This window comes from Inhella inkyongensis, assembly GCF_005952805.1.
Classification (GTDB): Bacteria; Pseudomonadota; Gammaproteobacteria; order Burkholderiales; family Burkholderiaceae_C; genus Inhella; species Inhella inkyongensis.
This window is the reverse complement of the sequence record NZ_CP040709.1, coordinates 899,099-914,022: the sequence shown is the minus strand read 5'-3', so window position 1 is coordinate 914,022 and position 14,924 is coordinate 899,099. Positions and strand designations below refer to the sequence as shown.

The following is a 14,924-nucleotide window of genomic DNA, read 5'->3' as shown; positions in this document are numbered from 1 at the left end:
ACCCCCCGGCGCTCGCGCGCCCTCAAATCGCACGACCGTGCGAACAGGAGACCACATGCACACCCGTCCGCTCAAGCCTCCGGCCCTGGGCCACAACCCCGCCGCCATGTTTTTCACCGCGCCGCCCGCGCGCGCGCTGGCCGGCCTTCTGCGCAGCCTGGACCGCTGGGCGCCTTCCTTCAGCACCCGCATGGCCATGGGCCTGTTCTTCACCCCGCTGCCCACCAAGTGGCCGGCGCGGGCCCGTGCCCTGCCGGCAGGCTGGCAGGTCGAAAGACTGCCCTTTGAGGGGGGCAGCCTGGCCGTCTGGCGGCGCCTGGACACACGGCCCCAGGCCCCGCGGGTGCTGCTGGTGCATGGCTGGGCGGGCGATGCCAGCCAAATGCTCAGGCAGGCCGAGGCCCTGGCGGCACAGGGGCTGGAGCCCATCCTGGTGGACCTGCCCGCCCACGGTCGCTCCAGCGCCTGGCGCAGCAATCTGGGCCAATGGGTGCGGGCGCTGTTTACCGTGAGCGCGCGCTTCGGGCCCTGGCAGGGCGTGGTGGCCCATTCCCTGGGCGGCCTGGCCACGGCGCACGCCTTGGCGCGCGGGCTGCCGGCCCAGGCTGCGGCCCTGATTGCGCTGGCACCGCCGCCACGCCAATTTCTGAGTTGGTTCGGCGCCGCCATGGGCGTGGGCGAAGGCCTGGCCGAGCGCATGCAGCAGCGCATCGAACGGCGCCTGGGGGTGCGGATGAGCGAGTTCGAGGCCAGCTGGCTGGCCCCGCGTCTGCGCCAGCCCATCCTGTTGGTGCACGACCGCGACGACCGCACCGCCCCCTGGCATTACAGCCAGGGCCTGCAGGCGCAGCTACCGGGCAGCCGCCTGCAGCTGACGCAGGGTCAAGGCCATCGCCGCGTGCTGGATCACATCGAGGTGCTCAGCGCCGTGGCAGCTCATTTGCAGCGACCAGCCAGCTAGCCAGCTCGGCCGCCGAGCGCAGACCCAGCTTGGCCAGGCCGCGCGCCCGGTGCACCTCCACGGTCCGCACGGCGATGCAGAGCTCATCCGCCACCACCTTGTTGAGCTTGCCCATCGCCACGCGCAGCAACACCTCGTGCTCGCGTTCGGTCAGGCTGGCCAGGCGGGCCGCGCGCTCAGCCGCCTGCGCGCCCTGCTGGTGCATGGCCTCGGCCACCGCCAAGGCCTGCTCGATGCGGTCCACCAGGCGGTTGTCCCCATAGGGCTTTTCCAGGAAGTCGAAGGCGCCCTTCTTCAGAGCCTCCACCACCATCGGGATGTCGCCATGGCCACTCAGGAACAGCACGGGGTTGTGCAGCTTGCGGGCCAACAGCTCGTCGTGCAGGCGCAGCCCATTCATGGGCTCCATGCGCACATCGAGCAAGAACACCCCGGCCGGTGCTTTGGCCAAGGAATTCAAGTGCGCCAAGAACTCAGGGCCGCTGGCAAAACTGTGCACACGCAGCCCCCGCGATCCCAACAGGAAGGCCAAGGCATCGCGCACGGCGGCCTCGTCATCCACCAAGAAGACCGCGGGTTCACTCATGACATCACCGGAAGATTGAAGCGGAAACACGCGCCACCCTCCGGCGCCGGCTCGGCGCTCAACACGCCTTGATGCGCCTCGACGATGGAGCGGCAAATGGCCAGGCCCATGCCCATGCCCTCGGCCTTGGTGCTGTAGAAGGGCGCAAACAGGGTCTCAGCGCTGCGCCCCTGCAGGCCGAGGCCGTTGTCGCACACCGAGACCCAGACGCAACCCGCCCCCATCGCACTGCTCAGAACGATGCGCCGTGGCCCGGTCTGCTCACGCAGTGCATCCGCCGCATTGCGCAGCAGGTTGATGGCGACCTGCTCGACCAGCACCGCATCGGCGCGCACGGCCGGCAGGTCGGCGGCCAGCGCCAGTTCCACCTGCACCTCACGCTGCGTCAGCTCCTTGGCCAGCAGCCCTAAGGCTGCTTGCAGCACTGGGTTCAGCGCACAGGCTTCAATCTGCGGCTCGTGCCGCGTCAGGAAATGGCGGATGCGCTGCACCACCCGACCGGCCTGCGCGGCCTGCTCACCCAGACGCTGCAAGGCCGCCAACACCGGGGGATCCTGGACCCCGAGTCGCTGCAAAGAATTCATCACCCCGGTGTTGTAGCTGGCGATGGCGGTCAGCGGCTGGTTCAACTCATGCGCCAGGGTCGAGGCCACCTCGCCCAACATGGTCAGGCGGGCGGTCTGGGCCAGCGCCTCCAGCTGGCGCTGCTCGCGCTCGGCCAGGCGCTTGCGCTCGGTGATGTCAAGGATGGTGCCCAGCCAGCCAATCTGCTGCCCACCGGCATCCACCAGCGGAGTCTCGAACACCAGCACGTCGATTTCCCGGCCACTGCGATGGCGCCAGCGCGCCTCATAGCCCTCGCGCGGGGCGCGGCCCGCCAGATTGCGGTCGCTGCGCTGCTTGACCTCGTCGAGCGCGTCCAGCGGCCAATAGGGCATGGGCGGCGCTCGCCCCAGCAGCTCTTCCGCCGGCCAACCGACGATCTCGCAAAAGGTGCGGTTCACTGACAGCAGGCGCCCTTGTCCATCACGCGCACGCAGGCCCACCAAGGCGCTGTCCTCCACCGCCGCGCGCCAGGCCGCCTCGCCCTTCCAGCGCGCCTCGGCCTGGGCGGTGCGGCGCAGCTGCCGCCGCAAGCCCCAACTGGCCAACGCGCTCAGCGGCAGAAAGCCGGCAATCAGCACGCCCACCAGAGGCCGCAACCCGGACGGCGCCGGTTCGCGCACGATCAACTCCAACTGCGCCTCGGGCTGACTGTCGTCAAGCGCCACCCGGTAGCTCGGTCGATGCTCGGCCCGCAGTCCCCCTGGCGCATGGCTAAGTGCCGCTATGGCCTGTTCATCGGCATCGATCAGCTGCACGTCATAACGCCGCGTCAACCACCAGGGCACCGCCTGGCGCAGCAACAGCGCCGGGCTGTAGCGCAGCACCAAGCGGCCCTGCACCTCCGGTGCACCCACGCTCTGCTGCAGATGCAGGCTGCGGCCCTCGTTGCTGCGGGCCGGCGCCACCACCTCGGCGCGCACCCGGTGCTCGGCGTCCAGCCACACCAGGCCACTCCAGATCGAGCGCAGTCCCTGCTCCACTTCGGGCTGCGCCTGCAGCAAGGCCGTGGGGCGCTCGGCCAGGGTCCTGGCCAAGGCGGCCAGGGCCTGCTGCTCTTGGGCCAGTTGTGCCCGCAGGCCATTGACCGCACTCAGCGTGTCGGTGATCAAGGTCTGGCGCTCGGTCTCGCGCTCGCGCCGCTCGTCCCACACCGCCCAGCCCATCACTGCCGCCGCGAACAGGCAGGCCAAAACCAGCGGCGACAACCACAGCAGGGTGCTGCGGCGCGGCAAGGGCAAGGCGGGATGCATGGCGCCACTCTACGCAGCGGACCGGCTCCGGACCTGCCCCGCCCGCCGAAATGTGGAAACCCACAACTACCCAGCGCAGTCGCCGCTTCCCACAATCGCCGCCATCCTTTCATCCTGTGGAGCACCCCATGCTTGCAACGACCCGCCGACTGCTGATCCTGAGCGCCGCCCTGCTGGCGGGTGGCAGCGCCCTGGCCCAGGCCCCGATCGTCATCAAGTTCAGCCATGTGGTGGCCAATGACACACCCAAGGGCAAGGCGGCCGACTTCTTTGCCAAGCGCGCCGCGGAACTGACCGGTGGCAAGGTCAAGGTCGAGGTCTATGCCAATAGCACGCTCTACAAGGACAAGGAAGAGATGGAGGCGCTGCAACTCGGCGCCGTGCAGATGCTGGCGCCCTCGCTCGCCAAATTCGGTCCCCTGGGCGCCAAGGAGTTCGAGGTCTTCGACCTGCCCTTCATCTTTGATAACTACGCCGAGCTGCACAAGGTGACTCAGGGCCCGGTGGGCCAGATGCTGCTCAGCAAACTGGAAGGCCGCGGCGTCAAGGGCCTGGCCTTCTGGGACAACGGCTTCAAGTCCTTCAGCGCCAACAAGCCGTTGAAAAACGTCGACGACTTCAAGGGCGTGAAGATGCGCATTCAAAGCAGCAAAGTGCTGGAAGCGCAGATGCGCGCCATCGGCGTACTGCCGCAGCAGATGGCCTTCAGCGAGGTCTACCAGGCCCTGCAGACCGGCGTGGTGGACGGCACCGAAAACCCGCACAGCAACCTCTTCACGCAAAAGATGCACGAGGTGCAAAAGCACGTCTCGGTCAGCGACCACGGTTACCTGGGCTATGCGGTCATCAGCAACAAGAAGTTCTGGGACGGCCTGCCCGCCGATGTGCGCGGCAAGCTGGAACAGGCCATGAAGGAAAGCACCGAGTACGCCAACAAGATCGCCAAGGAAGAGAACGAGGCGGCGCTGGAGAAGGTGAAGGCCAGCGGCAAGAGCCAGGTCTACGCCATGAGCCCGGCCGAGCGCCTGGCGCTCAAGAAGGCCATGACCAAGGTGCATGCCGAGATGGCCTCGCGCATCGGGCAGGACGTGATCAACGCCGTTTACAAAGAGACCGGCTTCGATCCTTCGAAACTTTGACCCCGGGCGCCTGGCGCCCACCGGGTTGACCCGCCGGACCGGGGAACCCGGATCCGGCGGGGCCCGCTAAGCGGCAGCCCGCCGCCAGGTCGCCGACGCGACCTGCCCCCGAGCGGGGGCTCCATCCAAATTGAGAGGGTCGAATGCGCATCCTGGACCATCTGGAGGAAGGCCTGATCGCCTTCCTGATCGGCGCGGCCACGCTGATCATCTTCGCGGCGGTGCTGCACCGCTATCTGTCGGGCCTGGCGATACCCGGCGTGCAGGACTGGCTGCTGGCCCTGAACTTCGGCTGGGCGCAGGAGCTCTGCATCATCATGTTCGTGTGGATGGCCAAGTTCGGCGCGGCCTACGGCGTGCGCACCGGCATCCATGTCGGCGTGGACGTGCTGATCAACCGCCTGAACCCCACGCTGCGCAACAAATTCGTGGTGCTGGGCCTGCTGGCCGGCGCGCTGTTCACCGGCATCGTCGCCACCCTGGGCGCCACCTTTGTGTGGGAGAACGGTGCCCACTACGCCTTCTACAAGGCCGCAGGGCTTGGCATCGAGGGCATGTTCGAAGGCCCCACCACGCCCGACCTGGAGTGGCCGACCTGGATCGTCTACTCAGCGATCCCGCTGGGCTCGTCGCTGATGTGCTTCCGCTTCCTGCAGGTGACGGTGGCCTTCCTGCGCACCGGCGACCTGCCGCACCACGACCACGGCCACGTTGATGGCCTGGACGACAGCGAGGACCCGGCCCAGCCCGGCCAGCTCGACCAGATCTTCCGCATGGACGACAACCTGCACCCCAAGGTCGATGACCTCGCCCAAGCACCCGAGGAGAAGCGCTGATGAACACCGCCATCATCTTTGGCCTGCTGGTCGTGCTGATGCTGACCGGCATGCCCATCAGCATCTCGCTGGGCCTGACCGTCCTGAGCTTCCTGTTCTTCCTGACCGAGGTACCGATCGAATCGGTCGCCCTCAAGCTGTTCACCGGCATCGAGAAGTTCGAGATCATAGCGATCCCCTTCTTCATCCTGGCCGGCAACTTCCTCACGCACGGCGGGGTGGCCAAACGGATGATCCGCTTCGCCACCTCCATGGTCGGGCATTGGCATGGCGGCCTGGGTCTGGGCGGGGTGCTGGCCTGCGCGCTGTTCGCGGCGGTGTCGGGTTCCAGCCCGGCCACCGTGGTGGCCATCGGCTCCATTCTGCTGCCGGCCATGGTCAAGGCCGGCTTTCCCAAGCGCTTCGGCGCCGGCGTCATCACCACCTCGGGCGCCTTGGGCATCCTGATCCCGCCCTCCATCGTGATGGTGATGTACTCGGTCTCCACCAACACCTCGGTCGGCGCCCTCTTCATGGCCGGCGTGGTGCCGGGCCTGGTGCTGGCCTTCATGCTGGGCCTGACCACCTGGTATCGGGCCCGCAAGTTCAACTACCCGCGCCAACCCAAGGCCAGCTGGGCAGAACGCCTCAAGGCCCTGCGCGAGTCCTTCTGGGGCCTGCTGCTCATCGTCATCGTGATGGGCGGCATCTACAGCGGCATCTTCACGCCCACCGAGGCCGCCGCCATGAGCGCGGTCTGGGCCTTCATCACCGCCGTCTTCATCTATGGCGACCTGGGCCTGAAGGACGTGCCGCGCGTGCTGCTGTCCAGCGCCAACATGAGCGCGATGCTGCTCTACATCATCACCAACGCGGTGCTGTTCTCCTTCCTGATGACGCACGAGAACATCCCGCAGGCCATGGCCGACGCCATGATCGGCACCGGCGTCGGGGTGATCGGCTTCCTGATGATTGCCAACGTGCTGCTGCTGATCGCCGGTAACTTCATGGAACCCAGCTCCATCGTGCTGATCCTGGCGCCCATCCTCTTCCCCATCGCGATGAAGCTGGGCATCGACCCGGTGCACTTCGGCATCATCATGGTGGTGAACATGGAAGTGGGCATGTGCCACCCGCCGGTGGGGCTGAACCTCTACGTGGCCTCGGGCATCACCAAGATGGGCATCACCGAGCTCACCATCGCCACCTGGCCCTGGCTGCTCACCATGCTGGTCTTCCTGGTCGGCGTGACCTACTGGCCGGCGATGAGCCTGGCGCTGCCGCGGGCGCTGGGGATGGTGGCCTGAGCGGCCGCGCCGCTGCATGACAGCCTTGTCACCCGGCGCCGGGGCGGCTGCGGTTCCAATGGGAACTGCTTCCGCCCGGCCCGGGCTGCCACACTGCCGCTGCCATGCGCATCCTGCTGATTGAAGACGAAGCCCAGATCGCCGACATCGTCACGGCCGGTCTGGGCGCACGCGGTTTCACGCTGACGCACTGCCCCGATGGGCGCGAGGGCCTGGCCCTGGCCCTGCAGCCGCGCTTCGACGCCATCGTGCTGGACCTGATGCTGCCCGGCCTGGACGGCATGGAGGTGCTCAAGGCCCTGCGCGCCCAGGGCGTGCAGATCCCCGTGCTGCTGCTCACCGCTCGCAACGAGCTGGGCGACCGCCTCAGCGGCCTGAGCCAGGGCGCCGACGACTACCTGGCCAAGCCCTTCTATGTGGAGGAGCTGGCCGCCCGCCTGGAAGCCCTGCTGCGCCGCGTGCGCGGCGAGCGCCAGGCCCTGCTGCAGCTGGGCCCGCTGACCCTGGACCGCATCGCCCGCACCCTGGCCGTGCGCGGCCGCCAGGTGGAGCTGACGACGCGCGAGTACAGCCTGCTCGAATACCTGATGCGCTCGGCCGGCCAGGTGTTCACCCGTGCCCAGATCCTCGAGCAGGTCTGGGGCTATGACTTCGACCCCGCCACCAATGTGGTGGATGTCTGCGTCAAGCGCCTGCGCGCCAAGCTGGCCGAGGCCCTGGGCGGCGACCCCGAGGCCCCGAGCTGGATCGAGGCCGTGCGCGGCACTGGCTACCGCCTGCGCCAGCCGGCGGACTGACTGACTGACTGACTGACTGACTGTGGCGCGACTCTCCTACCGGCAACGCCTGCTGCTGGCCACCACCCTGGTGCTGGGCCTGGTGGTGGCGGCCCTGCTGGCCAGTGGCGGCGCGCTGCTGATGCGCGCCGAGGGCCAGCGCCTGGACGAACGCCTGTGCATGGAGGCCCGGCGCGTGGCCGCGCCCGGCGAGGGCGGCCCCTCGCTGCCCCGGCTGCTGGCCGACATCGCGCTCAAGCTGCATCTGGAAACCGATCGCCAATTGCTGCTGCAGGCCCTGGCCCCGGCTGGCCAGCTGCGCCTGCAGTCGCCGCAATGGACCCCGGACCTGAACCCCGAGGCCTGGGCCTGGCGGCCCGAGCCCCGACGCGGCCCGGCCGCGGCCGGCCCCGACCCGCGCGGCCGCTGCGAGCTGGCCGAGTTGCGCTGGAAGGGCGGCGATTGGCGCGCCGCCCGCGTCAGCAGCCCGGCCGGTCAGGCCGTGCTGGCGGCCGATCTGGACGCGCTGCAGTCCGAACTCTCCGAGGCCCTGCTGCAGGCCCTGTGCTGGGTGCTGCTGCCGGCCCTGGCGCTCACGGTGCTGAGCGCCTGGCTGCTCAGCGGCTATGCGCTGCGCCCGTTGAACCGCCTGCGCGATGCCATGCGGGCGCTGACCCCGCGCGCGCTGGACCAGCGCCTGCCCACGGCCGGCGCGGACCGCGAGTTCCGTGAACTGATCGACAGCTACAACCTGATGCTGGCGCGCCTGGAGGCCAGCTTCCACCAGGCCTCGCGTTTTTCGGCCGATGCCGCGCACGAGCTGCGCACGCCGCTGGCCATCCTGCAGGGCCGCATCGAGCAGGCGATGACGCTCGAAGTCGATCGCGAGGCCCAGGCCGAATGGGCCCGGCTGCTGGACGAGGTGGCGCGCCTGACCGGCATCACGCGCAAGCTGCTGCTGCTCTCGCAGGCCGATGCCGGCCGCCTGGCACTCAGCCCCGAGCGTGTGGACCTGAGTGCCGAGCTGGCGCAGCTGGCGGACGACGCGCGCATGGTGGCCCGTCAGCAATTGCGCGTGGACATCGAAGCCGGCCTGCAGTTGCAGGCCGATGCCCTGCTGCTGCGCCAGCTGCTCAATAACCTGATGGGCAATGCGCTGCGCCATGGTCGGCCCGAGGGTTGGATCGCGCTGCACGCGGCGCGCGAAGGCGAGGGCGTGGCCGTCCACCTGCGCAACGACTGCGCGCCGCTGAATGCGGCCGTGCGCGAGCGCCTGTTCGAGCGCTTCTACCGCGCCGACCCCGCCCATGGCCGGCAGGTCGAGGGCAGCGGCCTGGGCCTGAGCCTGGCGCGCGAAATCGCCCGGGCCCACGGCGGCGATCTGAGTCTGGAGGCGAGCCCGGACGACGAGCTCGCGCTGCGGCTCTGGTTGCCCCTGGCCAGTCCGCGCTGAGCGCGATCCGACGCGCCGCCGGCATGACGAAGATGTCATGGGCGCGGCGGGGCCGATTCCTAGCATTCCGACATCGCCATCCCCTTGCGATGGCCCTGCGGAGTGCCCCATGTCATCCAGTCCTTCTCATCCCTTGCAGCGCGCCCTGGCCCTGGGCCTGAGCGCCAGTCTGATGGCCTGTGGCGGCGGGGGCTCCACGTCGGCGCTGGCTCCAGCTCCAGCTCCAGCTCCAGCTCCAGCTCCAGCTCCAGCTCCAGCTCCAGCTCCAGCTCCAGCTCCAGCTCCAGCGCCAGCACCGGCCCCGGCCCCATCCCCCAGCGGCTTCACCCTCAGCAGCCCCCTGGGTGCCGAGGGCAGTGCCATGCCCGCCGAGTACAGCTGCGATGGCCCGGGCTCCAGCCCGCCCTTGGCCTGGGCCAATGCGCCCGCCGGCACCAAAGAATTCGCGCTGCTGATGAGCACCCTGCCGGGTGACGGCAGCACCAAATACAACTGGGTGCTCTACCACCTGCCCGCCAGCCGCACGGCGCTGGCCCGCGACGCCTGGGGGGCGGGCACCCTGGGCGTGGGCAGCGACGGCCCCACCGTGGCCTACCAGCCCCCCTGCTCGCAGGGCCCGGGCGCCAAGACCTACACCTTCAGCCTCTATGCGTTGTCGGCCGCTCCCAGCCTGCCGGCCGGCACGGTCAACGGCACCCAGCTGGAAGCCGCAATGGCCGGCTTGGTGCTGGGCCGCGCCCAGCTCAATCTGAGCTACAGCCGCAGCGCCGGCTCCAGCGGCAACAGCGCGGCCTGCACCCTGGTGCGCGGCTCGCTGCAGGCCGGGGGCGGCGGGCGCGCCAGCGCCGGCTGCGACGCCAGCTACGCCTACATCGGCTCCGACGGCCTGGCCCCGCACCCCATGATGGACGGCATCACCGCCACCAACTTGCAGGTGCCCACGGCGCAGAACTTCTGGGGCCAGAACGCCTGGCGCATTCCGCTCAACCCCACGCCCGCCGCCAGCCCGGTCAGCGCCGTGGATGGCCCCATCGGCGTGGCCGTCAACGGCGTGCCCATCTTCAACCCCTGCAAGCAGGGCGGCTGCCAGAACGGCGACACCAAGGTGCTGGGCGAGCTGGATGTGTGCAACGGCCACGCCGGCCGGGGCGACGACTACCACTACCACGCCGCCCCCAACTGCCTGATGGCCACCAAGCCCGCCAGCTATTGGGACACCCACCCCCTGGGATGGGCACTCGACGGCTACGCCATCTTCGGCCCCAACAACGCCGACGGCAGCCTGGCCGAGCGCGACGGCCTGTGCGGCGGCAACACCCGCGCGGTCAGCAATGGCCCGGCCGGCTACAGCTATCACGTCACCGACCAGTCGCCCTATGTGCTGTCCTGCTTCCGCGGCGTGCCCAGCCCCGATCTGGCCGGGCAGAGCGCCAAATTCAGCCCCATGCGCCAGCCCCCGGTCACGCCCTTTGCCGTGTCCGCCATGAGCCTGAGCACCGACAGCGCCGACGGCGCGCAGGTCTTGCGCTTCACCAGCGCGCGCAGCTTCAGCACCACCGAGAACGGCAGCGACAGCTACGCGAACGCCCCCGGCAGCTACCAGATCCGCTACCGCCGCCTGGCCGGCAGCGAGCTGGAAGCCACGCTGGCGCAGCCCGCCCACCGCGGCAAATCCGCCTGCTGGGCCTTCCAGTTCCAAATCAGCGCCGGCGCCAGCACCCAGCCCGACATCAGCTACTGCCGCTGAGCCCGCCATGCAGACCCGCCGCCTACTCGCCGCCCTGATGCTGACGCTGCTGCCGCCCCTGGCCGGCGCCCATGAACTGCAGGACGACCGCCTGACCCTGGTGCTGCGCGAGTCGCGCCACCTCAGCCTGAGCCTTCGCCTGGACTACCCCGCCCTGCTGCAGCGGGCGCTGGCGCCCCAGCGCCCCGAGGCCGAAACGGTGCTGGCCCTCTCCACCCTGGACGCCGCGCAGCTGCAGGCCGCGCTGCGGCCCGTGCAGCAGCGCATCGAGCAGGGCCTGCGCCTGCAGCTCGGGCCCACGGCCCTGGCGCTGCAGCAGTGGCAATGGCCCCGCGTGGAACAGGTGCAGGCCCTGCTGCGCCGCGCCGCCATGCAGCAGGTGCTGGGCGAACACGCGCACGAGGACGAAAGCCTGGAGGTGCGCGCCCAGGCCCTGGCCCCGCGCCCGGTGGCCGGTCTGCAACTGCAGCTGCCGCCCCTGCTGCCGCAGCTGGTGGTGGTGAGCTACCAGCCCCAGCAGCAAACGCTGAAACACCCCGCCGCGCCCCAGTCCATCGCCTTTGCCCCGCCGCCGGCGGTGACACTGGCGCCGCCGAACCCCTCCACCCAGGCCACCCCATGATCCCGCGCCGCACCCTGCTGACCGCCTTGCCCCTGCTGGCCACGCCGGCCCTGGCCCAGACCCCGCCGCCCCCGAACGAGCCGCGCCCGCCGCGCGGGCGTGAGGGCCGAGAAGGCCGCGAGGGCAGAGAAGGACGCGAAGGCCGGCCCGGCAAAGAAGGCCGCCCCCCTGCCCAGCGCTACTCGCTGGAGCAGGCCACCTCGGACCGCGCCCAGCTCCACACCATCGCCTTCAGCGGGCTGGCCTTTCTGAGCGGCGACTTCGCCGCCGACACCTTCCTGCCCCCGGGCAAGGTGTCCGACTACTTCGGCTTTCAGTACCTGCGCGACATCGACGCCGTGCAGGGCGGCCACAGCCCCGCCTTCCTGACCCGCATCGCCTTCGCCACCCTGGCCATCCTGACCCCCGCGCAGCGCGCCCTGCTCATCGAGGCCGGCCGCGCGCAGCAGGCCGATGTGCGCCGCTTCGCGTTGCTGCGCCTTCCTCTGATCAAGGCCTTTCGCCAGAACCTGGAGCGCAGCGGCCCGGCCGCCCGCGCGCCGCTGAACCGCACCGCCGTGCTGGCCCATTCGGCCGCGCTCTACGAGCTGGACGGCCGCATCGCCTGGGCCCGGGCCCAGGCCATGGCCCGGGTCATCCGCAGCCTGAGTGCCGAACAGCGCGAGCAGTTCGCGCGCCTGAAGTTCGGCGACTCGCGCAGCTGGCCTGCCGCCGGCGACGTGACCGAGCCGCCCGAGCGCCGCAGCCTGCCGCACGACCTCGACGTCGCCCTGATGACCCATGCCAGCGAACTCTTTGCCTGGCAGGGCGGCAGCCTGGAGGCCGACACCTATTTCTGCCCCGAGCGCCACGCCATGTACTTCGGCGGCTTTGGCCTGAAGACCGCGCCGGCCCTGGGCAAGCAGGACTACGCCATCAGCACCGCGCTCACGGGCGACGCCGGCGCCGAGTTCCTCGCCCTGCTGCAGCCGGCCCAGCGCGCCCGCATCGAGGCCCTGCCCGAGCAGCAGCGAGCCGCGCTGCAAGACATCGTGGGCCTGCGCCGCCGCATCGCCAGCGAACTGCGCCGCCTGCTGGCGGGCGAGGCCGCCGACCCCGCCGAAGTGCTGCGCCTCTCGCGCCGCTATGGCGAGCGCGATGGCGAACTGGCATTCCTCTACGCCCAGGCCTTTGCCGCCGTGGGCCAGAGCCTTAGCCCCGAACAAGGCCGCGCCCTGCAAGCCCTGCGCGACCGCGCCCCCCACGACCCGCGCGACCCCAAGGGCCCCTTCCTGTACGCCGCGCCGCTGGATGCAGCCGGGGCGGCAGAGGCCGAGAAGACCACGGCCCTGTTCGATCGGCCCTGAAGCAGCCCGGGCGCCGCGCGGGCCGGGCTAAACGCTCGCGCCCTGCTGCAGCGCCCGCAGCGCCGCCAGCGCGGCATCGGCCTGCTCTACGGGGACCAGCAGGTGGTCGTGGAAGGCGCCGGCGATGACATTGCAGCTGATGCCCGCCCCAAGGCGGCCGAGAACGCCGCGGTCAGGCCGATGGCCTGCAAATCCGAATGCACGCTCAGGGTGATCCAGGCCGCGCGGAACAGCACCTGCAAGCCGGCCTGCAGGGCCTGCGCCTCCGGCAGCACCAGGGTCAACCCCTCGCGCTCCGCCACGGTGGCGATCGGCGTCAGCCCCGCAAGATCAGCCCCCGCCGGCGCCACGCAGTAGACGTAGACCCCTGGGTGCAACTCGGGCTCCAAGGAGCGCAGCAGCTCGGGGAGAGGGGAGAGGGCGGCGGGCATGAGCAAAGGCTTCGGAAGGCGGAGAGTGTGATGGTGCTCGAGGGCTGGGTGGAGTTGGGCGGGGCGAAATGGCGGCCGCTTCGAGGCATTTTGTTGACCAGCTCGATGATGGCGATATCCAGCGCCTTGAGCTCATGCGCGCGCTCCAGTTCACCGGCTACGGCGCGGGCCTCTACCTCTAGCCGCTGGGTGCTCCAGTTCTCCGAGGGCATGGGCCTTTGACCTCAGAACGTCGCATTTATGCTGCCTATAAGCTGTCTGGACAGCATTTAACCGCCGGCAGATCATTCGGCCATGTCAGCAACTAAAGACCACAGGTCAGCCGGCCGGCCAACATTCCGCATCGACCCGGACCGGCTGCGCTCGATCCGCGAGGAAAAGTCGCTCACCCAAGTTCGGCTCATCGCTATGGTGCACGAGCACATGGGTACTCATGCCACAAAAGACCCGGTCAAGCACTACCAGCGCATCGAGCGCACGGGCAGGACCAGTCAAGCGATGGCAAGCGCCCTGGCTGCGGTGCTGGGAACGACCGTCGCAGTTCTGCAGGGCGAGGCACCTGTGGACGAGGGTGACCTCTTTATCGACCGACTGGAGCGCCATATTGCTGAGCAGATTGCTGGCAACACCAACCCGGCGCTGGCGGCTGAGGTGGCTCGAGATGGCGGTGCACATCCGCGCGACGTGGCCATCGACCTGGCGCATCAGATTGAGTCGGCTCGGTTCAATGGCCGAGCTGACGAACTGATGGCGCTCGCCCAGCTGGTTGGATGGTCAGTGGAAGACGTGAGCAAGCCGGTCACGCACCGCGGGCACTGGCTCATCAGCTCCAGCCGCAGCACATCCACTGCGAAGGTTGTGTACGGCACGGACGAGGTCAGCTGGCATGTCCACCAGTTCGCCGAGAAGCATGCGCGCTTCCACCAGAGCGATGGCAGCGTCACGCTGCGCGAGGCGCTGCCTAAGCTGTTCGTGGAGATCCAGCATCCATACCACGCCGCGCTACGTCTGAGCACAAGCTTCATGCGTTGTGTCGCCTCGTCGACCGGGCTCCAGTGGGTCAACCCAAGTTGGCGAGACCGATTTTTCTTGGACGACTCGCTGCGGCGATGGGCCTATCGGACCTTCAACTTCGTGACCGACTTCGATGGGCTGCGCCGCCCGGCGGACGTCCGCCGGCTCCGGCTGAAGGTTGAGAAGTTCGGGCAGAACAAGACGTGGACGCACCTCTTTCTCGTCGACGGCAACCTGGCTGACATGCATGACCGCACGTTCCAGAGTTTTCAGGTCGAAGGCTCGTCCCATGACGTCGTGCTCAATTGGCTCATCGCAGCCGCCGCAGTGGAACTCAAGCCGCTGTTTGATGAGTGGCCGGTCGACTGCTGGGAATTTCAGGCGCATGAGCGCTGCATCTGCCTTCACCTCAATGTGCCGTTGCGCCTCTCGCAAGCCCGCGGGCAAGATTTTCAGTGGGGGCCGTGGTATCGCCTCGACCTGGTTGAAGAGATGCCGGATGGAGCACTCCGGCCAGCACCTTGGCGCGAGGCCAGCGTCGCGACCTCGAGCGATGAACTGAAGCGCCGCTTGACGACTGCCCCAGGCTAGCTGGCCGCGGCGACGTCTCAACGAATTTCCTGAGCTGCTCCGGGGTGCCCCGGCCGGATAAGCTCGTCCATACATACCGGGGCCGGAGAGAGATATGACATCGAAGCTCGAAAACGCCCCCAGCAAGAACCCCAACAAGCCTTCAGGTGGAAGGCGTGGCAACAACCCGCCGAAGAAGTAGCAGAGGGTCAGCGCAGGGTGGGACGGTAGCCCCGTCCCCCTTTGCCTGCAATGGGCCATGCCCGCTGACCTGAGCCGCCGCTCAGGTCTCAGCTTCAAC

At 69.1% G+C, this 14,924-nt stretch carries 14 protein-coding genes; 10 read left to right on the top strand and 4 right to left on the bottom strand.

What is annotated here, in order from left to right; genetic code table 11:
• Positions 1 to 55 precede the first annotated feature (55 nt).
• Positions 56 to 961 (top strand): alpha/beta hydrolase, encoded by a 906-nt coding sequence (locus tag FF090_RS04540; RefSeq protein ID WP_138855595.1) that lies wholly within the window; start codon positions 56 to 58, stop codon positions 959 to 961.
• Here FF090_RS04540 and FF090_RS04535 read toward each other — a convergent pair.
• On the bottom strand, positions 921 to 1,547 hold the full coding sequence (locus FF090_RS04535) for a response regulator transcription factor (protein ID WP_138855594.1): 627 nt from the start codon (positions 1,545 to 1,547) through the stop codon (positions 921 to 923). The genes FF090_RS04540 and FF090_RS04535 overlap by 41 nt on opposite strands.
• Positions 1,544 to 3,403, bottom strand: a complete 1,860-nt coding sequence (locus tag FF090_RS04530; protein WP_138855593.1) for a sensor histidine kinase — start codon at positions 3,401 to 3,403, stop codon at positions 1,544 to 1,546. Before FF090_RS04530 ends, FF090_RS04535 begins: the two co-directional genes overlap by 4 nt.
• Positions 3,404 to 3,531: 128 nt before the next feature.
• On the opposite strand from FF090_RS04530, the gene FF090_RS04525 reads away from it, so the two are divergent.
• The 5 genes from FF090_RS04525 to FF090_RS04505 all read left to right on the top strand — a co-directional run bounded on the left by FF090_RS04525 (position 3,532) and on the right by FF090_RS04505 (position 8,893).
• On the top strand, positions 3,532 to 4,542 hold the full coding sequence (locus tag FF090_RS04525) for a TRAP transporter substrate-binding protein (RefSeq protein ID WP_138855592.1): 1,011 nt from the start codon (positions 3,532 to 3,534) through the stop codon (positions 4,540 to 4,542).
• A gap of 143 nt (positions 4,543 to 4,685) precedes the next feature.
• A complete protein-coding gene (locus FF090_RS04520; protein ID WP_138855591.1) occupies positions 4,686 to 5,378 on the top strand; it encodes a TRAP transporter small permease in 693 nt (230 codons plus the stop codon).
• Complete coding sequence (locus tag FF090_RS04515) at positions 5,378 to 6,664, top strand: TRAP transporter large permease (protein WP_138855590.1); 1,287 nt, start codon at positions 5,378 to 5,380, stop codon at positions 6,662 to 6,664. Before FF090_RS04520 ends, FF090_RS04515 begins: the two co-directional genes overlap by 1 nt.
• Positions 6,665 to 6,768: 104 nt before the next feature.
• Positions 6,769 to 7,461: a response regulator transcription factor gene (locus FF090_RS04510; protein ID WP_138855589.1), complete on the top strand. Its 693-nt coding sequence runs from the start codon at positions 6,769 to 6,771 to the stop codon at positions 7,459 to 7,461.
• Between the two features lie 22 nt (positions 7,462 to 7,483).
• Complete coding sequence (locus tag FF090_RS04505) at positions 7,484 to 8,893, top strand: ATP-binding protein (protein WP_138855588.1); 1,410 nt, start codon at positions 7,484 to 7,486, stop codon at positions 8,891 to 8,893.
• 59 nt (positions 8,894 to 8,952) lie between these two features.
• On the opposite strand, the gene FF090_RS19105 is transcribed toward FF090_RS04505, so the two are convergent.
• Positions 8,953 to 9,204, bottom strand: coding sequence for a hypothetical protein (locus tag FF090_RS19105; RefSeq protein ID WP_175423524.1), 252 nt, complete (start codon positions 9,202 to 9,204; stop codon positions 8,953 to 8,955).
• On the opposite strand from FF090_RS19105, the gene FF090_RS04500 reads away from it, so the two are divergent.
• The 3 genes from FF090_RS04500 to FF090_RS04490 are packed head-to-tail and all read left to right on the top strand — an operon-like array spanning position 9,099 to position 12,608.
• Positions 9,099 to 10,640: a YHYH protein gene (locus tag FF090_RS04500; protein ID WP_510604443.1), complete on the top strand. Its 1,542-nt coding sequence runs from the start codon at positions 9,099 to 9,101 to the stop codon at positions 10,638 to 10,640. The genes FF090_RS19105 and FF090_RS04500 overlap by 106 nt on opposite strands.
• 7 nt (positions 10,641 to 10,647) lie before the next feature.
• Positions 10,648 to 11,262: a hypothetical protein gene (locus FF090_RS04495; RefSeq protein ID WP_138855586.1), complete on the top strand. Its 615-nt coding sequence runs from the start codon at positions 10,648 to 10,650 to the stop codon at positions 11,260 to 11,262.
• On the top strand, positions 11,259 to 12,608 hold the full coding sequence (locus tag FF090_RS04490) for a hypothetical protein (protein WP_138855585.1): 1,350 nt from the start codon (positions 11,259 to 11,261) through the stop codon (positions 12,606 to 12,608). Before FF090_RS04495 ends, FF090_RS04490 begins: the two co-directional genes overlap by 4 nt.
• An 86-nt stretch (positions 12,609 to 12,694) precedes the next feature.
• Here the strand turns inward: FF090_RS04490 and FF090_RS04485 are convergent, their stop codons facing one another.
• Positions 12,695 to 13,039 carry an ACT domain-containing protein gene (locus FF090_RS04485; protein ID WP_310732987.1) on the bottom strand — a complete coding sequence of 115 codons (345 nt, stop codon included), beginning with the start codon at positions 13,037 to 13,039 and terminating at the stop codon, positions 12,695 to 12,697.
• Positions 13,040 to 13,333: 294 nt separating this feature from the next.
• Here FF090_RS04485 and FF090_RS04480 point away from each other — a divergent pair, with 294 nt between their 5' ends.
• Positions 13,334 to 14,644, top strand: coding sequence for a helix-turn-helix domain-containing protein (locus FF090_RS04480; RefSeq protein WP_138855584.1), 1,311 nt, complete (start codon positions 13,334 to 13,336; stop codon positions 14,642 to 14,644).
• Positions 14,645 to 14,924: the final 280 nt, after the last annotated feature.